We start from the raw sequence: 23,689 nt of genomic DNA, 5'->3' as shown, positions 1-23,689 counted from the left end.
CGCACCTACAAAAATAAGAATATCCCTTACTTTAAAGATAAGGTTCCATTTAAATAATTTGTCGAATCGGAATAATTAATTTAAAAACGGTCCCTTCTCCGACTATAGAATCAACCACAATCTTTCCATTATGCTTGGCTATAGTATTATAAGCAATTGACATACCTAAACCTGTGCCCTCACCAACATCTTTAGTGGTAAAGAATGGTTCAAAAATTTTCTCTCTAATTTCTGAAGGAATCCCAATGCCATTATCAGCAATACTAACATACATAAATGACTCATCTTCAGTCAATCCTGTTTTTAACTTTAAAATTCCACCCGGATTATTTTGAAATTTCTTATTGATCGCATAAATCGCATTAGTCAATATATTTAAAAAAACTTGATTAAGTTTTCCTGCATAACATTCTATCGCTGGTAATTCAACGTAATTTTTATCAACTTCAATCCCCTGTTGTATTAAACTGTTTAGAATAACCATCGTAGATTCCAAACCCTCATTAATATCAGCAAATTTAAGTGTGTCCTCATCGACACGTGAAAAGATTCGAAGACTTTTAACGATCTCAGCGGTTCGATTGGCTCCCTCACTCATCCCTTTCAATAAGAAATCTACTTCAGTTTTGAGGTATTCCAGATCAATTTCTTCTTTATATGCTATAATACGAGATTGTTTTTCACTTAAGGTCAGTTCATCATCAAGTGCAACACTTTCCACTTCATCTAAAGTTTCCCAAATCATATTAATATCCCGCTTCAAAGGCGCAACACTTGAGGTGACGAAATTAATCGGATTATTAATTTCATGTGCTACACCAGCAGTCAATTGCCCTAAAGAAGCCATTTTCTCGGCCTCTACCAGTTGTGATTGCGCTTCTTTTAAATGTTTCAAAGTCGCTTGCAGCGACTCATTCGACTCTGTCAATTCGCTCGTTCGCTCTACAACTTTCTGTTCTAAAACTACATTCTGCTCACGAATAAGACGTTCATTTTCAAGTGAGGTGGCTAACTCATTAGCTTGGGATATTTCCTTCTCCCTTTTCAAGATATTAATTCTTGAAGCTAGTGCAAAAGAAAGTAATGCCATTTCAACAATTGATGCTAATCTAAAGGAATTACTTGTAAACAGATTATAGGGTAATATTCCATAGTCTTTTAAAAGAAATATCAAAGCTCCTGTTAGCAATATAAACCATGCTATAAAAAAATATCTAGCCGGTTGATACTGCTTTTTCAGTACATATAAAGAAGCTATAAATAAGATTATTGTTTCTAATGATGTTGCAGTCTGCATTAATTCAAATGCGAACTGGTGATATCCAAAAATTAATAAAAGAAAGCTTGCTAAAAATAAAACAAGAAGTGCCAAGAGCATCTTGCGGATAGTCGGTGCATTTTTCTTAAGATTTAGAAATTGATTCGAAAAGAATAAAACGGCTATACTACTAGAGCATGCAAAAATAACGATGCTGACAGATTCCCATCCAGGCATAGTTGGCCATAAAAATTGAAAATTAAATCCGACTATTCCTAGCTGTGTAAGCCCTAAAAATGAGATATAAAGCACATAATACAAATATGCCAAATCTCTTACAGAAAGAAATAGGAAAAAATTGTAAATTGCCATTATCAACACCACTCCTAAAAACAGTCCTAATAAAATATTCTCTTTCCATAAATTTTCCCAAACTACATCAGGCTTCCCCACAGCTATCGGGAGTATAATTTGTTCGGAGCTTTTCACTCTTAAAAAATACTGTTTGCTTTCTGTTGGTTTTAAATTGAGATCAAAAATATAGTTTGGGCTTTGATAAGTTCTTTCTTTAAAATTTTTAAAACTCCCAAAATGTGCCAATGATCTAAAATTGCCTTCCTTATCCAAATCATACAGTTCCACTTCATCTAAAAGTGGATATGCAATATCCAAAAGGTAATGTGTACGTTGACTGAGATTTTCAATTTTAAATGCAACCCACACACTGAATTTACTAAGCCCTAGATTAGGGTTAGGGCTTTCACCTGGTTTAAATTTCTTTAATAATGTAGGGACCTCCTGCGGAGTCACCTCTCTATCTAATTTTAAAATGTGTAAATCAGAACCAGGCTCAAAAAATTCAAAATTATCAGTTAATTGAATTTGACTAAATAAAGGGATAGGTATTACTATAAAAAATAATATCAGTCGAAATAAATTCATACTATTTTACAGCCGAAGCAATTACAATATTCATGGAACAAGAAAAATAACCTTTTTGATCAGCATGTTTTTGAGATTCAATAAAACGATCTCTTTCAGTTGCTTCAATAATATTTAATGAAAACATTTCATCAATCATTTTATCAATCCATAGATATTTACATGCATCATCATAATTTCTTAGTACAAAGGGAAAAACTTCAATTGTTATCTGCGAAAAGCCCATTTTATTTAGATAAGTGGTCAAGGATTGTGCAGCTCTACCGTTATTTACTTTTTGTTGGGTTAAATAACAATTTAATTTATCAGCAATCGCACTATCGCCATTATAAAATGATAGACTATTCCAATCAGATTCCACCACAACAACAATACCTTTATCCTTTAATATACGGTGTGTTTCTTTGAAAAGATTTAATGGTTCTCCAATATGTTGGACTAAACGTTCCATCCGAACACCATGAACAGACGTTTCCGCTAAAGGTACTTCAAGTACATTTGATACTAAAAATTTAACATTTGATTCATCTTGTATAGCAGCTTGGCCCGCAGTGATCATTTCCGGATCGTGATCTATACCAATAAATTCAAATTTATTAGTATTAAACATACTGCTCATATTAAGGACATCCTGTCCAGAACCGCAGCCTAAATCAACAATCGTTCCTCCTTCAGGGATATCATTAAAATAGGTATAAGATTTTTGTTTAACTCCACTCAATATTTTCAGTGTCTCAGTTAAATAGTCTAGATTATAATGCTTTTCGTACATTTTATATTATCAAAGTATATTGAGATTATTCTCATCAAAAAAATCATTGTTTGTTTTCTGTTTGCTCATCTGCTTGATGACTTCACTCAAGTTCCATCGGTCCATGTTATCCAGTTGCAACATATAATGTATCTCAATCTCCTTGGAGCGCAATTCCTCAATTCTAACAACATTTCCACGGTTACGTAATTCTAAAATAGCCTTTCTATCTTCTTCAGAAGCTAATTCAAGATTATTAACGTCATCTAAAATCATCGTTGTTGCAAGAAGATCCAGCTTAGGATAATAAAATGTGCCGTTATTTCCAACTCCACTTTCCAAACGATAGCCCACACATTTTGTTAAATTAATCGTGTATGGAGCACATAAAGCAAATAATGATTTTATACCTATTTGTGGTGCAATTGCAATTGCAGCTCTAGTTAAAAAAATACTTCCAATACCATAGCCCGCAATTTCCCTTGAATTCCATAGTCCACAGCCCTCGCCTGTACCTTCTTGCGCATAGTCCCATACCAAATCAAAGATTTTAGCGTCCATGTTTCCTGTCGCCTCCTCGATAGGAAGAGGTTGGGATCCTCCTGAAACATGTATCCTTGCACCTCCGTATACATTTTCTCCATCCAGAGATTCTACAATCAAAACGAAAGCAGCAGGGTTATACATCCAATCATTTTTGGATGATGTAACTTTTTTCACACCTATAGCCGTTAAAACATGTGCATGTCCCTCTATAAAACGTTCGCAAGTTTTAGGATCATCGATTGCACGAAACGCTCTTAACCTGACCACAGGACGTCCCTCTTTAAATATTAGTGCCATGGACAGTTAATTATTCGATTAAGATTCAAAAATAATCAATATAATCAAAAGCTGTTCACTATATATAAAAATATTAAAAATGCACTATTTTATTGAATTCTAAATCATTAAAAAACTAAAATTGTATAGCGTAATTAGAATATAAATTAGATAGGCCCATAAATATTATTTTTTGAAATAAACTCAATTTCATTGTTTTTTTGTATCTTCTTCAAATTCAAATTTCATTAGATTATATCAATAATGCATTTTGCGATAATGGAGTTTCGAAGTCATAATTTTATTCATTCGACATTTTAAAATTACTTTGTTGCAACAAAACAAAGTTACTGAAATCATATATAAAATTTCCATAAAGATCATCAAAAACACCTTAAAAGTTAATTCAAGATAACTATGTGTTACATAACACTTTCTTATGAATAATAATTTTATTAAAATCAAGTCCAAAACAACTTTTCAATTCAACACGCATTTAGAATATACATGAACTACTATAATCTCCATATAGATAAGATAACAAGGTTACCTACTCATGGTATTTTACGATAATAACATCTTAAATGGTAAGTTTGTATTTATTAAATCATCATGTGTTTATCGCGCCATAGTAAAAAACAGTTTATGAATTAAATATCGATGATGGTTTCAACTGATAAACAACGTATGCTCCATGAAAATATTAATTATAGAAGATGATCAGCGCGTAGCAGAACTCATAAAAAGAGGACTGGATGAACAGGATTTTGAAACCGTATTAGCTTATGATGGATTATCAGGTAAAAAGCTGTTTTCTCAAGATCATTTTGACTTAATCATTACGGATATCATCTTACCCAAGCTGGATGGTTTAGACCTTTGTAAGCAAATCAGACAAATAAATCCAGATCTTCCAATCATTATGCTGACAGCACTAGGAACTACAGATGATAAAATAGAAGGGTTCGATGCCGGAGCTGACGATTATTTAGTAAAGCCATTTGAAATGCGCGAACTTTTAGTCCGTATTAGAGCATTATTAAAACGTCGTCAAAAAACAACTGGTAATCTCAATTTTGTTTTACACTTTGAAGATCTCGAAATGAATCTACATACCAAAATTGTAAAACGTAGTCAGCAAGAGATTAATTTAACACCTAAAGAGTTTAAACTGCTGGAATACCTAATGCAAAATCCCAACAGAGTATTGTCTCGGGTAGAAATTGCAGATAAAGTTTGGGAAACTCATTTTGATACCGGCACGAACTTCATCGATGTATACATCAACTACCTCAGAAAAAAAATAGACCGTAATTTTGACAAGAAACTGATTCATACAAAATCGGGAATGGGTTTCATTTTGAAAAAAGAACTATGAAAATAAGAACACGTCTAGTTTTTCTATTTACCCTCATTACAGCAATTATTCTTAGTTTGTTTGCTACTGTAATCTATCTATCTGCAAAGGAAAACAGACAGATAGAATTTTACAATCTACTCCAAAAAGAAGCGATCACCAAAGCCAATCTTTTTCTAAATGCTCATGTAGACAAAAAGATTTTGCAAGATATTTACCATAATAATAGAAAAATATTGAATGAGGTTGAGGTTGCTATTTATGATACCAAATTTGATTTAATCTATCATGACGCTGTAGATATAGATTTTGTCAAGGAAACAAAACCTATGTTTGATGAGATTTACCAAAAAGGTGAAATCAAATTTTATCAGCAGGACTGGCAAGTAATAGGTCTTCAGTATATTTATCAAGGTAAAAGATATATTGTTACTGCGGCCGCTTATGACCAATATGGTTATAGTAAACTCCATAATTTATTAAATAATAGCATTATTGTTTTTATTATTTCAATTTTGTTTATTCTCGTAGCAGGTATTTTTTTCTCTAAGAAAGCATTTGAACCTGTTCGTGCCATGAGTGAAAAAGCACGAAATATTTCTGCTACCAATCTTGATCTACGTTTATCAAATAATGACAATAAAGATGAACTATCTGAGCTTGCCGATACCTTTAACGATATGTTGGATCGCTTAGAAAACTCATTTGACGCACAGAAACATTTTGTATCGAACATCTCTCATGAATTACGCACACCACTTGCGGCTATTATTACTGAACTGGAATTATCAATGAGTAAAGATCGAGGGATAGACGATTATAAGAACGCAATTAATCATGCATTAAATGACTCAAACAAATTGGCCCGTTTGTGCAATAGCCTCCTTGATCTAGCAAAAGCTAGTTACGACCCTGCCGAAATTGCATTTAAGCCCATACGAGTGGACGAGCTTTTGTTAGATGCCAGACAACAGGTTCAAAAAACCAATCCCGAATATAAAATTGACATACACTTTGATGACGATTTTGAAAACGACAATCAAATCTCCATAAATGGTAATGAATACTTGTTAAAAGTGGCCTGTAGCAATCTTTTCGAAAATGGTTGTAAATTCTCTATCCCACCTCGTTGTACTGTTTCTGTTCTATTTGACAGCCAAAATATAGTGCTAAAATTTGTTGATTTAGGAATTGGAATTGCAACAGAAGATCTACCACAGATTTTTAGTCCATTTTATCGTGGTAAAAACAAAGACTATACTTATGGACACGGCATTGGACTTGCGTTGACACAAAAAATTATTGCACTGCATAATGGCAACATCTCGGTCATTTCAAAAGAGAACGAAGGAACAACTTTCATCTTAACCTTACCACATTGCTGATACTATAATTTTGTAATCTATAATCAAAAGATATCAACTACTCGCTTTACTTAAATCTTAGATAAAATAACACCGCAATATAACCGGACAAAAAAGTCTGACACTACGGTGAAGTTTCTGCTGCTTGGTAAAGATCAAATTTGATCTTAAAGCAAAATATTCATAATTTCATCCTCTTTATTGACCCTCCAGAAAATCATTCTAATAATTTTCTAATAATTTTCTATTCGTCTTCTAACTGCTATACTCCTACAACCTAAGCACCTTTGCAATGTTCAAAAACAGCGATAAAGATGCTCCTCATGGAGAAATATCACTTAGGCACAAATAAATGTTAATTTAAAATTCTTGGCGATGAAAACCACAATTACAAAAAAACATAGTCACTTAATACAGATTCTCATCATTTCTGTACTTTCTCTTAATCTAATGGGATGTCATACAAAAGTTGATGAAGAAATCACTGAAAATTTCACACAAAACGGTGATACCATTCAAGTCCAAGGAAAGATAAAATCACAATTAAAGACATGTACTGTTCTCAAACAAGCTCATCAACTGGAGCTCATTACAGCCGGGACAGTGAAAGCTATTCCAAATCTCTATGCTGAAATCGGTTCTCCATTTTCAGGACGTGTTTCAGCAGTACATCTCAAATTAGGAATGAAAACAAAACCTGGAACTCCTCTTTATGAACTGATATCTCCGGAATTTATTGAAACTCAAAAGCTATACTTTCAGGCAAAAACAGCTTATCAAAATGCTAGATTGATTCTAAAGCGACAACAAGATCTTAAACAACATGGTGTAGGAACTGATAAAGATGTCGAAGAGGCCAGGGCCCAGTACGAAATTACAGAGAAAGAATATCAAAATACGTCTGCTTCGCTTAGATTCTTCAATGTAGATACTGAAAAACTAGTTTTAGGACAGCCACTTATTATCCGATCGCCTATTAGTGGTGAAGTTATCAGCAATGACATTGTTCTGGGACAATACATTAAATCGGATGATTTACCCCTTGCTAAAGTAGCCGAACTGAACACTGTCTGGGTAGTTGGAATGGTTAAAGAACAAAATCTAAACCTTATAAATAAATTAGATTTAGCCGAAATTGCTACAATAGCCTTTCCTGATGATAAGATAAAGGGAACCATTTATCACATCGATGAAATTGTAAATGAAGATACCCGAAGTGTCCAAATACTTATTGAATGTCACAATCCCGATCGTGTATTAAAACCAGGCATGTATGTGAATGTCAACTTTACTAAAAAAGCTTCTGATGCTGCGTTCATTCCTGCAAAATCATTACTACAATATAATGATCAAAGCTATGTGTTCTTAGCAATTGGGAAAGATAAATATCTCAGACGCTACGTCGAAACAGGTATCACAGATAAAGATCAGGTACAGATTTTATCAGGTCTGCAAGCAGGAGACAATATTATCAGTGAGGGTGCATTTTATCTATTAAATGCAAAATAAATAGTATTTCGAAGAAAGTTTATTCACATAAAATCATAAAAACTGCTGGTACATTCTCAAGTATATCATTCCAATGAAATCAATTACGTTGTGAATTGCATTTGGAGATCTATTGAAATAAGTATAGCTATGAAAATATCGCTGAAAAGCTAAGATAAATTAATGACTTTCTGATTGGTGCATCGCAACTTTAATCAACTCTATTCTAATGAAAAATATATTTAACAATACTATAGCCAAACGTTGGTTGGTCTTGGCTCTTTTTATTCTATTAACCTTTTTTGGATATTATTCTTGGACACAGCTTTCCATTGAAGCGTATCCTGATATAGGCGATGTAAGTTCTCAGATTGTGACACAAGTACCTGGACTTGCTGCAGAAGAAGTAGAGCAGCAAATTACTATTCCGATAGAAAGAGCTATCAATGGTTTACCAGGTATGCACGTGATGCGGAGTAAAAGTACTTTTGGACTGTCTATGGTTACAATTGTTTTTCAAGATGGAACAGATGATTATTTCGCACGCACCCGTATTCAAGAACGGTTGACGGATCTGGAACTGCCTTATAACGCAACAGCAAATCTTGACCCTTTAACTTCTCCAACAGGAGAAATATTTCGTTACATCATCGAAAGTAAATCACATGATCTACGCGAACTCACCGATCTGCAGACATTTGTCATTATACCCCGTATCAAACAAGTGTCTGGAGTAGTTGATGTTACAAATTTTGGAGGTATTACGACACAATTTCAAGTTGAGATTGATCCCATTAAACTGGAACAATATGGTCTAGCCCTAAGCGAGGTAGTGAACAAAATTGAAACAAACAACACCAATGCAGGTGGAAGTGTTATGAATAGAGGAGACCAATCTTACGTCATTAGAGGAATCGGACTTCTCAGGACATTGGAAGACATCGGAAATATAGTTGTTAAATCCCAGCAAGGAACAGCTATTTTCATGAAAGATATCGGTCAGATCAGATACGGAAATCTTGAAAGAAAAGGTGCTTTAGGCTATTCTGATAAACGTGGAGCAAACTATTCCGACAATATTGAGGGAATTGTGCTATTACTTAAAGGCCAAAACCCTTCTGTCGTTTTAGAGGGCGTCAATCAAGCTATTGATGAATTAAACAATACCATATTACCTGCGGGAGTACAGATTCATCCGTTCATGGATCGTACTCAACTTGTAGAAACAACCTTAACTACCGTTTCCCACACCTTATTAGAGGGAATGGGTTTGGTTATTATTGTACTCATCATATTCCTTGGTAGCTGGCGTGGAGCGCTGTTAGTTGCTATTACCATACCTATCGCTCTGTTGACAGCTTTTATCCTGATGCACTTTACGCATGTTCCGGCTAACTTGTTATCATTGGGTGCCATCGATTTTGGTATTATAGTCGATGGGGCCATTGTCATGATGGAATCTATCTTGAAAAAAAGAGAAGAGAATGAAGATGAACAACTCACAGAATTAGGTATTGCTTGTATTGTAAAGCAAATGGCTAAACCCATATTCTTTGCAACAATCATTATAATCACGGCTTATATTCCTCTATTTGCATTTGAACGTGTAGAAAAAAAGTTATTTACTCCTATGGCTTTTACAGTAGGTTATGCATTGTTGGGTGCGTTATTAGTTGCTCTATTCCTAATACCTGGACTCGCTTATGTTGTTTATCGTAAGCCTCAAAAAGTATATCACAACAAATGGTTAGAAAAATTAACTGTAGGATATCACAGACAAATCCAGCATTTTTTAAAGCGTCCAAAGAGAGTATTCACACCTTTAATCATCATTTTTGCAGGTGCAATCGTATTAACATGTACTGTTGGTAAAGATTTTCTGCCGCCCTTAGATGAAGGATCCATCTGGTTGCAAGTATCACTACCTCCTGGAATCACAGTTGAAAAATCAAAGGAAATGAGTGATTCACTACGTGCGCGAACACTTCAATATGATGAGGTTACATATGTGATGGTCCAAGCAGGTCGTAATGATGATGGTACAGATGCATGGACTCCCTCTCATTTTGAATGCAGTATTGGCTTACTTCCTTACAAACAGTGGAAAAATGGGAAAACCAAAGCTGATCTAATTGAGGAATTGGCTGCTGAATACAAACAGATGCCCGGATATGACGTTGCATTTTCACAACCAATGATTGATGGAGTGATGGATAAAATTGCGGGGGCGCATAGTGAGCTCGTCGTTAAGATATATGGAGAAGACTTTAAGGAAATCCGAAGAATAGCAGATGAGGTCTTGATTACGTTGCGAAAAGTAAAAGGTGCTGTAGATTTAGCGATCGATCAAGAACCTCCATTGCCGCAACTACAGATAAAAGCAGACCGTTATAAAATAGCACAATATGGTTTAAATGTCGCCGATGTCTCTGACCTTATTGAAACAGCTATCGGCGGAAAAGCGGTTTCCCAAATATTTCAAGAGGGAAAGGTATACGATATTATCTGCCGTTATCATGAAGCAAGTCGCAATACACCTGAAAAAATAGGAAATTTAATGTTGACAAATGAATCCGGAGCCAAAATTCCGCTATCACAAGTAGCTACAATAAAACTCAATACCGGAGAAAGTACGATCGCTCGTGAGATGAATAAAAGACATTTGACTGTGCGGTTAAATCTACGCGGAAATGATCTTACTTCCTTTCTCAAAGAAGCACAAGCTAAAATTGAAAAAGATATCAAATATGACCACAACGACATAAAAATAAAATGGGGCGGTCAATTTGAAAATCAAAATCGCGCATATCAGCATTTGGCTATTATTGTTCCTATGGCACTAGCATTAATGTTTATATTGCTATATGGCGCTTTTGGAAGCTTCTCACAAGCCGGATTGTTGATGAGTGTTGTACCGCTTGCCATATTTGGAGGTATGCTTGCATTAAATATTCGCGCTATGACCCTCAATGTATCTTCAGTAGTCGGATTTATAGCACTCTTTGGTGTTGCAATTCAAAATGGTGTACTGATGATCACACAGTTCAATGCATTAAGAAAAAAAGGGTATGCTTTAAAAGAAGCCGTAATAGAAGGCGCCCAACATCGTTTCAGACCAGTAATCATGACTGCCACTGTAGCCATCTTGGGGCTTCTTCCAGCTTCATTGGCAACAGGTATTGGTTCCGATGTTCAAAGACCATTAGCAACTGTCATTGTTTACGGATTATTCTTCGCTACCGTGATAACCCTCTATGCATTGCCATCATTATACTATCTATTAGAGAAAATAAATGCCGACAAAAAACATAATTAGTTTTCATCTCAAAAATACCATCACATGTTACGTCTTAAAAACATCCGTAAAAAACACTTTCTACTATTATATTTTACTTTAGTCTTAAGTGTAATTACTCAAGCTCAGATTGACGCAGATATTCAAAAAGAGATTACTTATCCCGATTTTATAAAAGCTGTTGTTCAAAATAACATAGCTTATGCGGCAGAAAAGTTAAATATTAATATTGCTGAAGCAAATATTGAAAAATCCAAAATAATTCCTGACCCAGAATTTACCGCTGGTGTATTTAATAACGACCAGCATAAAATGAAGATGGGGTACGGATACAATATCGGATTGGATTGGACCTTCGAACTTGGCGGAAAACGGAAAGCACGCGTTGATCTGGCAAAAAGTGAATCTGAACTTAGCAAATATATATTGCAGGATTACTTCAGGAATCTCAGAGCCGATGCTACTGTACAATATTTAACCGCAATCCATCATGAGCAACTGATGAAATTACAATTCAATTCCTATGAAACGATGGATGAACTTGCAAAATCGGACAGTTTACGCGCCAAATTAGGTACAATTACTGCTATTGATGCCAAACAAAGTAAACTTGAGGCTAAATCCATATGGAATGAAGCAATTCAGTCCATCGGAAATTGGAAAGGATCGTTGAGTAGCCTCAATTTACTGATGGGGAGTAAACATGCTGAACTTACACAAATGGCATTGGTAAATTTTTCTACATTTGACCGGTCTTTTTATCTCGATGACCTTATAGTCCATGCACTATCAAACCGTGCAGATCTACTGTATGCATTACAAAATAAAGATGTGTCAGAAAAAATGATCCGTCTTACAAAAGTAAATCGGGTATTAGATTTAGGAATAACGACAGGTGTTACGCGCAATGCAGAAGCCCGCAATGATTTAGCTCCCAGTCCAGCTTTCACATCAGCAAATTTTGGAATAAGTATTCCTTTGAAATTTTCAAATCATCGGAAAGGAGAACTTAAGGAGGCATTTTATACTGCCCAACAAGCTGGATTACAACATCAAGAGATTGAACTACAGGTGCAAACAGAAGTTAAGCAAGCATTTTATAACTATGAAGCGACTCAAAAGCAACTCCAGCAATTCAACAGTGGCATTCTTGACGATGCTAAAGCTATCTTAACGGGGAAACTCTACAGCTACAAACGAGGTGATTCTAGTTTACTTGAAGTACTCCATGCACAGAGAACCTATATTGAAGTTCAACAAAATTATTATGAAATACTGTTTAATAATGCCCATGCTCTCGTTATATTGGAACAATCCGCAGGTATTTGGGATATACTTTTTTAGAAAAAAAACAATTTTATGTGTGTTTAAAAAATATTAATATGGATAATCAGAAGCATATTTTAATGAAATATGCTCCCAGAAAGCAACAAAAATCCTAGATAAAAAAAATATTCTCCCTCAAAATAAAGGATTTAAGGAATATTCGCAAGATATACTTGGCATATCTCAGGGATTTTTCTACCTTTGCATCACTCCAAACAACGAAGGAAACTTCAAAAAAAGAGTAAGATTCCGTAGCTCAGCTGGTAGAGCAATACACTTTTAATGTATGGGTCCTGGGTTCGAATCCCAGCGGGATCACAAAAAGCTTCACAGAAATGTGAAGCTTTTTTTATTTCGGCTAGATTCGAAAGAAGCCTCGATCGGGTTCGATCTAGTGGAGGCTCAAGCTAGTGTGCGGGGTGGAACTGAGCCAACTTTCTATCTCAGGGTAGAGTTTGTGGTAGCAGAGTTAATAAAACCATCGATAAAGTAATTTTAATATATGACTGAATATCAAGTAATGGTTATAGAACAAAAATACAATCTAAGAAAGTGAACGTACGTTCACTTTCTTAGATTGTATTACCTTTTAATATTAATTATAATTTCGCTCCTATTTCAAGAAAACCTTCCGGATTGCTTTATTGTCCGGATCCAAGATATAAATATTACCATTCTTGTCTACCGCCATATCGGCCAAAGCTCCAAAGCGTGACTCTACTAAAGATCCATCTATATATCCACGGTTGTTCGCCTTGAAAATAGTGGATACCTTTCGAGTTGCTACATCAATTTCTCGTAATGCATAATTAAAGTTATCCGTAGCGTACATGGTATTACCTCCAAAAAGGACAATACTACTAATCCCCTGAAAGCGTGCAGCACTTCCAATACCATCCGCATAGCCTGCCTCTGAAAAACCGATCCATGCATTCATCGTTATACCATCAGCTCCCCTACGCATCAAACCATTCCCACTGATGGCATTTTGATCTGGGTAGTAGTAATTTCCTAAAGCATCCACCACGGTGCGGGTTGTCACCCAACCTGTGCCATTAAGTTTACTATAATTTCCTGTTGGATTGACCTTATTGACTCCTGCAGCAAATCCATTGATATTGACATACAGATTTCCAGCATCGTCAATACTCATATGCCCGGGTGCAAATCCCGAAGTGTGGACCGAACGTTGACCAGCTGATGTAATCTTGATCACCTGATTGGTTCCCTGATCACTCACATACATGGTATTCTGCTTATCGATGACGATGCCATAAGGTTTGACAAAAACCGCATCGGCTCCATTGACCTGCAAAATTGAAACAGCTCCCGAAGGCGTTATTTTTTTCACCTGTTTATTATTTGTATCGGTTACATAGATATTGCCCTGCTGGTCGGTAGCAATGGCAGACATATATCCTGCAAAAGTATTACTGTTAGGTCCACCCGCCAAAGTCATCACACCTGCTCGTTTAAACAATTGCGGAGCGAGGGCTTCCTGCCCGCCAACAACCACTTTCACATTTCCAGTGCTTAATCCTAGAGGTGCTTCAAGTACTAAACTATTCTCCGTCGCTGTTTTTACCAGCGCTGATACGCCATTGAAATACACTTTATTTTCAGATGCTGTTGTGCTAAAACCTGTGCCTCTAATCGTCACACTGGTACCAGTCAATCCGTTGTCTGGTGTCATCGCAGTAATCCCCAGATTTTGATCTTTAAACTGTGGACCATTACTCACCTGATCGTTCACCACAACACGGATAACGCCTGACCCAGTACCTCCTGGAACGGTTAGTTTCAGTTCCGTTTCATTAGCTGAGGTCAACGGTATCAATATATTGTTGATATATACTTGGTTTTCATCCAACTCTTTACTAAATAAAGATCCACTAATCGTCATTTGTGCCCCCTTTGGACCACTTAGCGGTGTTACAGTTTGAATAACAGGTTTATCCACAACGGTAAAAGATGGACCTATTGTTTTTTGGTTATTGATATTAACCGATAAAGGACCTGTTGTTACTCCATCTGGAACCTTTACGACCAAACGCTCTGGGGTAGATTCAACGACAAGAGCTTTCTTACCATTAAATTCAACAATATTATTGGTAGTCAGTTGCTCAAAACCTTCTCCTGAGATCACTACACGTGTATCTTTCCCTCCTGTCAAAGGTTTGATACCCTTTATTGCCTGATAAGTGAAGGTTTGCCCTTTTGCATTCATCCCATCCACCTTAACAACTACAGATCCAGAACCAGCCTCATTGGGCACTTCTGCTACGATCAGCGTATCACTAATGCTGACGACCAAAGCTTTTTTTTCATTAATAAAGACTTCCGCCGGATTACTGACACTTCCAAATCCAGTACCTCCAATGCGTATTTGAGAACCAGCAGGACCATTTGCAGGAAATACTTGCCGAACACTTAAATCTTGATAGGTATATGTACCTACATCCATGATCTGGTTATTATAGCTCAACACCAATTTACCTGTATTCCCACCTGTGGGCATACGAACCACTATAGCTGTTGCAGTCGCACTGATCACAGTGGCATCTTTACCATTTACTGTTGCTTTATACGCTTCAAGTGTTGTACCAAATCCCTCTCCTGCGATGGTGACAAGCGTCCCCTCTTTTCCTGAATTTGGATAATACTGCGTTATTTTCACTGCTGTCTCAGGAAGTATACCTTCCTTCTTTTCACAACCTGCAAAACCTGCAAGTATCAAAATAAAAAGGATGATACCGAGGCTATATTTTGTCCATATTTTCATGACTTTCATTTTTTATTTAATCATATGGAATATCCATATACTATCTTTTTTCATTATTATCCTCCTCACCGTTCAGGTCATTACCGTCATTAGGAGTTAAAATCCCATAAACTGCAAGAACCTAAAATGTATACCGAACCCCTAATTGAATCTGTGCTCTTGAATTGAAATAATCAATACTATAGGTTTGTCCAGGTTCATTGAACGTAAATACGGGCCAGTTTCCATTATTTTGCTGTGGTGGAAACAAGGTCGGTGTCAAACCCACGCTACTTGTCGAATTGAATGTATTAGGAGAAAAATACTGTACTCCCCACTTTTTGTACAGCAGGTTTGTCACATTGACCACATCGGCAGAAATCGTAATAAACTGTCCTTTTTTAGTGCTCACAGGCAAATCATGCGCAATGCGGAGATCCGCTTGCACATTCCAAGGTGTACGTCCCCTATTACGTTCCGTAAAATCTCCTCTTCTGCTGCTGAGATAAGCATTGCCATCGATGTACTTGTTAAATGCTTCAGCTTGTTGTACCGCCGTGTTTCCACTAGGAATATCTTTAAAATAACGGATTGCTTCCTCCGGATTTGGTACATAGACTAAACTCACCTGTTGTGGTAATCCTTGAATACTGTTGTTTACTATGCCATAAGTAAAGGGAGAGCCCGATTGTGCACTGATAAACAAGGTGATGTTTGTTTTTCCAGCCGTTCGCCAATAATGATCGTAACTGATACTGGAAACGATGCGGTGGCGGATATCAAAATTACTATAGGCTAACTTTGGATTGTTTGGTATAAGCGATTGGTTCAGTTGCCAATTTGATTCCATAGAATTACGCACCCCGTTGCTCAAATCCTTTGATTCTCCGTACGTATAACTCGCTGTTCCATTAAAATTCTTCATTCGCTTGCTGATTGTCCCCGTGATGTTATAACGGTAGCCCTGATCGGTATTGCTCAATACATAAATATTCGAGAAACGATCATCAACCGCACCCTGATACACCGGTTGCTGTTGATGAATATCATAACCATAATAAAGTGGATTATCATGGACATTCAACTGTTGAAAGAGCACATCGCTGATATTTTTGGTATACAAACCTTCGACTGTAAACTTCCAGTTGTTCGCTGTTTCATAGTCAATACCCAGACTACCACGCAGTACCTGAGGCATTGTAAAGCCATTATCAACCAGATCAACCTGCGTTTTACCACTCTTCGGATCATTTACTACAGCTCCATTTGCGGCAATAAAATCGGCCAATCCATTGCGGCTGGGTTTAATCGCATCACTTCCCGGAGCAAAAGGTTTCTGATCTGCACGCTGATCAAAAGCACCATAGCTGTCCCCTGTATTATAATAAGCATATGCCAACCATGCAAAGGGAATACGTCCTGTAAAAAGTCCTGCTCCACCGCGTAATACTAAACTTTGATCTTCCAGCACTTCCCAACGGAATCCCACACGGGGTGAAAGCTGTACGCGATTAAGAAAATCATTTGAAATCCGAGACAAAGGCGTATAATTATAAGTTGTACCAAAGTACGGATCGGACTGTATATTACGAACCTTATCACTAAGCACAGGCATATCGGGCAACTGCGTAAAATCGGCACGTAAACCCGGTGTAACACGAAAATGATCACTTACTCTGATCTCATCCTGTACATAAAGACTGTACATATTGATTCCAAAATCTGCGGCAGGATTACCTAGAATATAATCCCGCGTATTGTTCTTGTAGTTGTAACTACCACGTACGCGATAAGGATTATTATTTAAAAAATCGTCAATACTATTATAGTCTACACGTCCATTCCAAGCATTCACAAAACCATAGCGAATACGGTAAAGCTCGTTATGCGTACCAAAAAGGAGTTTATGCCGGCCAAGGTTCCAGTTCAGATTTGCCGTTAGTTCCCATGTCCGCTGTTGCATATCAAAAATACTGGCTTCACGGTCAGTTCCCAGGTAAATTGTCGTACCTGGAGTACGTCCCTGAATCTGAACCTGTGGAAGAGTAGGGTCGCTCAACGGATCCCGTCTATCGTTTACTACGGTAAACCCCAGTACTGCATTAGCAGAAAGATTATTGCTAAAGCGGCTTTTCAATTCAGCTACTGTACTGCTTTGATTATTCGTTTGCTTAAACGCCATACTCGAAAAGCGGAAATCCTGTTGATCCCGGTCCATGTGAGTGGCACTGCTAAAAATCGTGTTATTACGAATGGCTAATTGATGTCTATCATTGATATTCCAGTCGATACGGTTAAAAAACTTAGTGGATTTTGACCAGTTTGTGTACTTACCGGCTGTACCTGCATCAAATACATCTCCATAGCGGCTACCCACTGCTGTAGCAATCGATTTGACATCATCCTCACTCAGAATATGGGCTGTCTCGGTAGTACCTGCATACAGTTGTGTAGGATCTTGACGACGGGTGATCTCTTCATTACTAAAGAAGAAAAGTTTATCTTTTATAATTGGAAAACCAATTCTAAATCCGGACTGGTAGTCATAAAAATCATGATCCATTTTACCGAGACTTCCCACACGGTCTTTACCCGTTAAAGCAGCATTGCGTCCATATCCATAGACTGAGCCTTCGATTTTATTGGTACCGCTTCGAGTTACGGCATTGACCGAACCTCCCGTAAAATTTCCGATTTTAACATCGTAGGGTGCCAGATAGACCTGCATGTCCTGTATGGCATCCATGGAGATCGGGTTGGTACGCGTACTGCTTCCAGCCATTCCTGAAGTCCCCGTCTGTCCACCCAAAGAGGGTGAAAAACCGATCGCATCGTTATTGACGGCCCCATCTACAGTGACGTTATTATACCTGAAATTAGTTCCTCCGAAACTATTGTCTCGACTTCCTTGTGGTGTCAGGCGGGTCACATCTGTAATCGAACGACTCACCGTAGGCATATTGCGCACTTGCTCAGCACTGATATTGCGCCCTGCGCCATACGTATCCACACGTTGTCTCTGCGAACGTCCAGTTACAGCAACTTCGGCCAAAGCTTGACTACCTTCCCGCACTTGTAAATTGAGTTCCTGTGCCGCACCAAGACGGATTTGAATATCCGTACGTGTATCACTTTGCATACCGACCATACTCACGGTCACCGTATAGGGTCCACCAATACGCAGATTGTTTAAGGTATAGCGCCCATCTTTATCGGTAGCGAGCGAATAGCGTGTCCCCGATGGGGTATGTACAGCCAGAATTGAAGCGCCTGCAACAGCATGCCCATCGACATGTTGCACACGCCCTGTTAAAGCACCAGATGTTTCCTGTGCAAAACCAGAGGTGCTCATAAAAAAGACGAGACACCATAAGGCAACTTGTATGTGTATCCTCCAAAGCATATCTTTCCCTGAAAATAGACCTGATCTGGGCTTCCTATTGATATAAATATTCATTTTAATTTCTTTTAGCTAATCCTAGTTTGATTATTGGGTAATCCGTAAACCGCCATCGATCACATGTAATACCCCATTTCCACTTAACATATCTTGTTTCAGTAATTTAATCTCTGAAGTATTCCCTATTCCACGTAAGCTGATCCCTTGAAAAGAATTAGGAGCATTTGGATTTGATACCAGTGAGATGGTGATGCTATTACCGTCCATCATGCCCTGTTGCGCCTTATTTGAAGCACCCGTACTCAGAATATAGTCGTATACAAAACGTCTATCCTTCACAATATGGTAGAGCAAAAAACTTCGGAGTTTGACCGGATCTGCCAACAGAATCTGCTGTACCGTACTATACCCTAAAGCTTGCATCGCTGCATTATTAGGAGCAAATACGGTATATGGACCCGCATCACTTATGGTCTGTAGAACTCCCGAAGTCTTTAAGGCTTGTGCAAACAAGGTGATACTGGGGTCAGCAGCAATAGCATTTCCAATCAAATCGTGCACATAGGGCGTCAGCACCCGATCTAAGACCTGAATCAGTCCATTGGATGCGGCGATGTTTTGAGCCAGTACACGTGAGCCGTTGAGCGTCAATACCGTATCCCCTCCCTTTAACCAATGGGTCGCATACATTTTTCCTCCGCGCGTGCGTAATTCCTGATTAAACAAAAAAGGAAGTTTATTTAACTCATATTTACCATCCAACATATGATAATGAGCAATTCTGCTGATCACTTTCGTATTTCCCGCCAAAACTGATACCGCATCGCCATAACCTGCTGCTGAAAAAGCCGCATCGGAAGGTGCCAATAAGGTATAGGGCCCTTCTCCATCCTGTAAAACTTTATCCATGCCGCTTTTACGTAAAACAGCACTAAAACTAGACAGATTAAAGTTGTCGGCTATGACCAAATTGACCCTATTATTGTCATGACTATTCAGTACCTCGTCCTTTTTACATGAGGTAACCATGAAAGTTGCAAAAAGCAATATCCCCAATTGCTTATAATATCTTAGCTGTAGTTTCATCTATCGTTTATTAATCATGAGCTTACCAGCTCGTTTTGTTATTCAGCGTTCACCTGAAATCGTATCGATATCTTGTTATTTTTCAGTTTCCATACGATTTAAGCGTCTACTTTAATTTAAATCCCTTAGGCAACAGCAGATTGTCAGCAACATGTATCGGTCCATTGAGGGTATTGATATCTGTTTCGATGATCTGTACAGGTGTACCGCCACTTTCTTTTATGGTCATGGATAGCTTTCCATTGGATGCTGTAAAAGCGAAAGGATTTTTATAGGCATACTGCACCTGCGCATTTCCACCGATATTGACGTAATAATCCTGTAAGAAGTCTTCAGTCAGATCATTACTAAAAAATACCGTACTATTGGGATAGGCTAACCCATAACTAGGATCCTGGATCGCAAAAAAACGTCCCCAATCCCGATGATAGTTAACGATACTATCCAAAGGATAGCCACCAGTCGGTTGAAACGTTCCTTCATCAAAAAACACATGACCACGAGTCTCATTGAATTGAAGCATTTCTGCTACAGAATTAAATCCAGCATGCTTAAAGGCGGCATCTGTCGGAGCAAACCAAGTCGAAATGGTGATGTTGGGATCAGCATAATCGGGATTAGGTGTTGGTCCAATTAGCCATTTTTTTGTATAAGGCTCCCGCGCATCAGGAAAATTCTGCCAATATTCTTCAGGTGACATTTTATAGCCAAATAAAGGCTCCATTTGAGTCACCATCACTTCCACGAAAGCATCATCAGAAAGGCGTTGCAATTCGAGAAACATGGTAAAACGCCCATCCTGCTCCAAGGCTTCCAAAACAGTTTTTGTCGGTTTGGTAACGGTTTGCTCCAAAAAATAAAGTGCACCATTACGTGCCGGTTGATACTTCATTTTACCGGTTTTCTTTCCATTGATCAGCAATTGTTCATCGCGTATAGCCAGATAATGTTTGTAATAGTAGGGATCATATCGTTGGCCAAGACCTGATCCCACTCCACCTTCATAAAAAGGAACTCGTAAACCCGGATTCATCAGCATACTTTTTACAGGTAAACTATTATCTCGAAGTTCATCATGGGATATCATACCCAAAACCGTATAAAATAACAGGAGGCTGTCTACATCTGCCCGTGGCATTTGTGCAATCTTTGCTTCGGTCAGTCCCGATGCGATCATCGCCGCATTGTTGGGAACCAACAAGGTATAGGTTGTATTCCCTCCTTTTTCCTTGATTTTCTCCTCCATGCTGCTCTTTTTCCAAGCCGTATAAAATAATGTCGCATCCGGATTTTTACCTAATATTTCGGTAACACTCTCGGTCGCATCAGGTTTATACGGGACCTGCTCGCCTTCCGCTGCAGGCATAAACTCTGTTTTTTTACAGGCGGCAAATAACAGCGTCATGAGCAAGCCCATAAAGGCCAGCCTATATATTGTATTGATTTGTTGCATTTTCATCAGCATAATTTGTGATATTATTTAATAGCCTGTTCAGGTCTTACCAATCCTTGATTAAGATCATGTATCACACCATTACGACACAGATAGTCCATCTTTGCCCTGATTCCATACGATACTTGAGCAATTATGGGTGCTGTGACGGTACGGTCTGCACGTAATCTGAGGTAGTAACTTAATATAAAACTGGGGTACTCCTCTCCGGCAGCAAAACTCATCTCATGCAGATTGTTCTTTAACTGATAGGTATAGCCCCCAGTAGTCGCAATGATCCCCATGACTTTAGCATCGGATACAAAAAAGTGTTTGTCATAGATGAGGTAAGATCCAAACAGCACATCAGCACGATATTTTTCTGGGCTTAATGTCTGTAATGTTTCTTCGGTAATACCCACTTCTTCCAATGCTTCATTGGTCGGCGCAAAGATGGTGAAGGGCCCATTCGTTGCCAGTTGATCCCATAAACCAAATTTCTTCAACCCACTTACAAAAACACGGTAGGTAGGACGTGCTGCCAACCAAGCCTGAATAGAGGTATCAAATTGTGGTTTCATCATTTTATCCAAAACATACAAAACGCCATTGGCTAAAATCACATCTTTTCTAGACGCCTTTGCTCCACTGAAAAAAAGCTCATTTGTAGGCGTACCACCATTTGGTCCCACCGAACCTAGCGAAGCATATAACTCCGAACCGGCTAGCGTGGCATAGCGCACATCTACCCCATTTGATGGGATATCCCGCAAGAGCATACGGCGAGGAAGAATATGGTATTGGATCACTTTTTTTAAACTGTCCAGATTCATCTTATCAAAATCTGAAGGTCTAAATATGCCTAATTCATTAAATGCGGCATCTGTAGGCACCAAAACGGTATAAGGTCCCTTTTCATTTAATGTTGATGCCAATCCCACTTTTTCCAGCGCAGCACTGAATAAGGTCATTTCATAATTATTTTTGATAAAATCCGATGCTGGACGTAAGTTCTCGTTGGGTACGACCACCGTTAAATCGGGATGTTCACAAGAGAAAAGGAAAAACGAAAGCATAAATAATACGTACTGCCTTACTGGATACCATCTCTTATCGATTATCTTATAGTTCATATTTAAAATCTCCTAGCTAACTGTTAATAAACTGGTGGTGCATATTTGCGTTGAATGGTGGTCAGGTAAATCCGGCCATTGACCACTTCTAATGTGTTGACTGTTGCAAAAGTTTGTGGATTATGGGTGCCGGAATGCACATTGACCAAGAGGTTCGGCAACTGCGTTCCATTATCAGATCCTTCTAATGATACTTTGCCATTCTTCAGGCAGTTCACGGATGCCCAATTGCCTCCGGTAGCGATATCACCGGAGAAAAAAGGATTATTGGTAATATCCATACCTGGGATAAAGAAATCAAACCGTTGCCAGATATCAGTCTGGATACCGTTACTTTTACTACTTGCCCACAGCGGAAAACTCACATAAGGACTGACCGCAGCGTTGGTATTATTACGGGTCAATCGCGTTAAAAATTTACCTTTATAACCAGGTACTGTCTGTGCTTGAACAAAAGGTTTTTCTTGACTTTCATACAGCGAAAGAAAGATATTCATCTCGTCTTTGATCCCATTTTTAAAACTCCGCAATAAGTAATCATCATCTTTCAAAGTCAGATCGGCCTCTAAGAAGCCTGTTGCACTCATGTTGTAAAAATTGACATAGACCAAGGAATCAGAAAGTGGCAGTTTATGAAAATTCTCCTGACGCAAGAGCAATCCATGCGTTTTGGTCACAAAATCTTTTTGCAGCAGATGCAGGGTATACACCTCTTTACTTGCTAGATGGATCACCGTATCGATTAAAACATCTGTCTTCAGGTGACTTTCTAATTCCAAAAAAGGAATGCTGTTCTTTGGTCGATAGGCGAAAATAATGCGCAGGTCTCCCGACGGAACTTGAGCCCAGCTGCTTAAATCAAATCCGTTTAAGATAGGGCCTACCAGTACATTTTCTTTACCTGGATATTCTGGATTATCCACTGTGGTACTATTTCCGATATGTGAGGGATAAGGGGGTGCATAAGCTGCCCTTTTATCCAGAAAGTCACCTACAATCTCGGCTCCTGTTATTGCTCCTCCTGCACCAAAGGTAGGATTGATCAACATACAGAAATAGGGCACTTTATCATCTTTACTGCCTAAGGTCTGAACATAATTGAGGTTGTTGAACACCCGTAGATAGGCAGGTTCGGCGATGGCTGTATATTCCACCTTATTACAACTTGTAAATAGGGAAACACAGAGCAGCCATAGTGCTAAGTAAATCGTTAATCGTTGATTTTTCATATCAATATTTTTTTAAATCATGGTCAGACAAGAATACTTATGCCT

General features: G+C 38.1%; 14 protein-coding genes and 1 tRNA gene. 6 read left to right on the top strand and 9 right to left on the bottom strand.

The genetic code is table 11. The annotated features are described in order from the left end of the window. Positions 1-49 precede the first annotated feature (49 nt). The 3 genes from WH188_RS01605 to WH188_RS01595 are packed head-to-tail and all read right to left on the bottom strand — an operon-like array spanning position 50 to position 3,794. On the bottom strand, positions 50-2,200 hold the full coding sequence (locus WH188_RS01605) for a sensor histidine kinase (protein WP_339423156.1): 2,151 nt from the start codon (positions 2,198-2,200) through the stop codon (positions 50-52). Between the two features lies 1 nt (position 2,201). Next, entirely contained in the window at positions 2,202-2,972 is a 771-nt protein-coding gene (locus WH188_RS01600) for a methyltransferase domain-containing protein (RefSeq protein WP_339423155.1), read from the bottom strand. Positions 2,973-2,981: 9 nt separating this feature from the next. Then, positions 2,982-3,794 carry a hypothetical protein gene (locus tag WH188_RS01595; RefSeq protein ID WP_168128172.1) on the bottom strand — a complete coding sequence of 271 codons (813 nt, stop codon included), beginning with the start codon at positions 3,792-3,794 and terminating at the stop codon, positions 2,982-2,984. Positions 3,795-4,467: 673 nt separating this feature from the next. Here WH188_RS01595 and WH188_RS01590 point away from each other — a divergent pair. From WH188_RS01590 to WH188_RS01565, 6 genes are all read left to right on the top strand, one after another. After that, positions 4,468-5,151, top strand: coding sequence for a response regulator transcription factor (locus WH188_RS01590; protein WP_021189661.1), 684 nt, complete (start codon positions 4,468-4,470; stop codon positions 5,149-5,151). Beyond that, the gene (locus WH188_RS01585) at positions 5,148-6,515 is read left to right on the top strand and encodes a sensor histidine kinase (protein WP_339423154.1); all 1,368 of its coding nucleotides are present in this window, start codon (positions 5,148-5,150) and stop codon (positions 6,513-6,515) included. Before WH188_RS01590 ends, WH188_RS01585 begins: the two co-directional genes overlap by 4 nt. A gap of 354 nt (positions 6,516-6,869) precedes the next feature. After that, positions 6,870-8,003 carry an efflux RND transporter periplasmic adaptor subunit gene (locus tag WH188_RS01580; RefSeq protein ID WP_339423153.1) on the top strand — a complete coding sequence of 378 codons (1,134 nt, stop codon included), beginning with the start codon at positions 6,870-6,872 and terminating at the stop codon, positions 8,001-8,003. Positions 8,004-8,211: 208 nt separating this feature from the next. Then, entirely contained in the window at positions 8,212-11,298 is a 3,087-nt protein-coding gene (locus WH188_RS01575) for an efflux RND transporter permease subunit (protein ID WP_339423152.1), read from the top strand. 24 nt (positions 11,299-11,322) lie between these two features. Beyond that, the gene (locus tag WH188_RS01570; RefSeq protein WP_339423151.1) at positions 11,323-12,621 is read left to right on the top strand and encodes a TolC family protein; all 1,299 of its coding nucleotides are present in this window, start codon (positions 11,323-11,325) and stop codon (positions 12,619-12,621) included. Between the two features lie 227 nt (positions 12,622-12,848). Then, a tRNA-Lys gene (locus tag WH188_RS01565) sits at positions 12,849-12,921 on the top strand. A gap of 295 nt (positions 12,922-13,216) precedes the next feature. Here WH188_RS01565 and WH188_RS01560 read toward each other — a convergent pair. The 6 genes from WH188_RS01560 to WH188_RS01535 form a co-directional block, all read right to left on the bottom strand. Further along, on the bottom strand, positions 13,217-15,385 hold the full coding sequence (locus tag WH188_RS01560) for an IPT/TIG domain-containing protein (RefSeq protein WP_339423150.1): 2,169 nt from the start codon (positions 15,383-15,385) through the stop codon (positions 13,217-13,219). A gap of 121 nt (positions 15,386-15,506) precedes the next feature. After that, positions 15,507-18,821 carry a TonB-dependent receptor gene (locus tag WH188_RS01555; protein WP_339423149.1) on the bottom strand — a complete coding sequence of 1,105 codons (3,315 nt, stop codon included), beginning with the start codon at positions 18,819-18,821 and terminating at the stop codon, positions 15,507-15,509. A gap of 30 nt (positions 18,822-18,851) precedes the next feature. Then, positions 18,852-19,850 (bottom strand): fasciclin domain-containing protein, encoded by a 999-nt coding sequence (locus WH188_RS01550; RefSeq protein WP_084825423.1) that lies wholly within the window; start codon positions 19,848-19,850, stop codon positions 18,852-18,854. A 106-nt stretch (positions 19,851-19,956) separates the two neighbouring features. Then, positions 19,957-21,309, bottom strand: coding sequence for a fasciclin domain-containing protein (locus WH188_RS01545; RefSeq protein ID WP_339423148.1), 1,353 nt, complete (start codon positions 21,307-21,309; stop codon positions 19,957-19,959). 17 nt (positions 21,310-21,326) lie between these two features. Then, entirely contained in the window at positions 21,327-22,415 is a 1,089-nt protein-coding gene (locus tag WH188_RS01540; RefSeq protein ID WP_132771846.1) for a fasciclin domain-containing protein, read from the bottom strand. 23 nt (positions 22,416-22,438) lie between these two features. Beyond that, positions 22,439-23,644, bottom strand: coding sequence for a hypothetical protein (locus tag WH188_RS01535; protein WP_108157198.1), 1,206 nt, complete (start codon positions 23,642-23,644; stop codon positions 22,439-22,441). Positions 23,645-23,689: the final 45 nt, after the last annotated feature.

It is taken from the genome of Sphingobacterium sp. MYb388, from assembly GCF_037479535.1.
GTDB classification, from domain to species: domain Bacteria; phylum Bacteroidota; class Bacteroidia; order Sphingobacteriales; family Sphingobacteriaceae; genus Sphingobacterium; species Sphingobacterium anhuiense.
Note: the sequence above shows the minus strand (reverse complement) of the source record. Positions and strands in the feature narration are given on the sequence as shown.

Excerpts from the sequence above, each read along its gene's own strand:
- WH188_RS01605 (WP_339423156.1), bottom strand. The coding sequence starts at position 2,200 with ATGAATTTATTTCGACTGATATTATTTTTTATAGTAATACCTATCCCT.
- WH188_RS01580 (WP_339423153.1), top strand. The coding sequence starts at position 6,870 with ATGAAAACCACAATTACAAAAAAACATAGTCACTTAATACAGATTCTC.
- WH188_RS01535 (WP_108157198.1), bottom strand. The coding sequence starts at position 23,644 with ATGAAAAATCAACGATTAACGATTTACTTAGCACTATGGCTGCTCTGT.
- WH188_RS01540 (WP_132771846.1), bottom strand. The coding sequence starts at position 22,415 with ATGAACTATAAGATAATCGATAAGAGATGGTATCCAGTAAGGCAGTAC.
- WH188_RS01595 (WP_168128172.1), bottom strand. The coding sequence starts at position 3,794 with ATGGCACTAATATTTAAAGAGGGACGTCCTGTGGTCAGGTTAAGAGCG.
- WH188_RS01585 (WP_339423154.1), top strand. The coding sequence starts at position 5,148 with ATGAAAATAAGAACACGTCTAGTTTTTCTATTTACCCTCATTACAGCA.
- WH188_RS01590 (WP_021189661.1), top strand. The coding sequence starts at position 4,468 with ATGAAAATATTAATTATAGAAGATGATCAGCGCGTAGCAGAACTCATA.
- WH188_RS01575 (WP_339423152.1), top strand. The coding sequence starts at position 8,212 with ATGAAAAATATATTTAACAATACTATAGCCAAACGTTGGTTGGTCTTG.
- WH188_RS01555 (WP_339423149.1), bottom strand. The coding sequence starts at position 18,821 with ATGAATATTTATATCAATAGGAAGCCCAGATCAGGTCTATTTTCAGGG.
- WH188_RS01560 (WP_339423150.1), bottom strand. The coding sequence starts at position 15,385 with ATGAAAATATGGACAAAATATAGCCTCGGTATCATCCTTTTTATTTTG.
- WH188_RS01570 (WP_339423151.1), top strand. The coding sequence starts at position 11,323 with ATGTTACGTCTTAAAAACATCCGTAAAAAACACTTTCTACTATTATAT.
- WH188_RS01545 (WP_339423148.1), bottom strand. The coding sequence starts at position 21,309 with ATGAAAATGCAACAAATCAATACAATATATAGGCTGGCCTTTATGGGC.
- WH188_RS01600 (WP_339423155.1), bottom strand. The coding sequence starts at position 2,972 with ATGTACGAAAAGCATTATAATCTAGACTATTTAACTGAGACACTGAAA.
- WH188_RS01550 (WP_084825423.1), bottom strand. The coding sequence starts at position 19,850 with ATGAAACTACAGCTAAGATATTATAAGCAATTGGGGATATTGCTTTTT.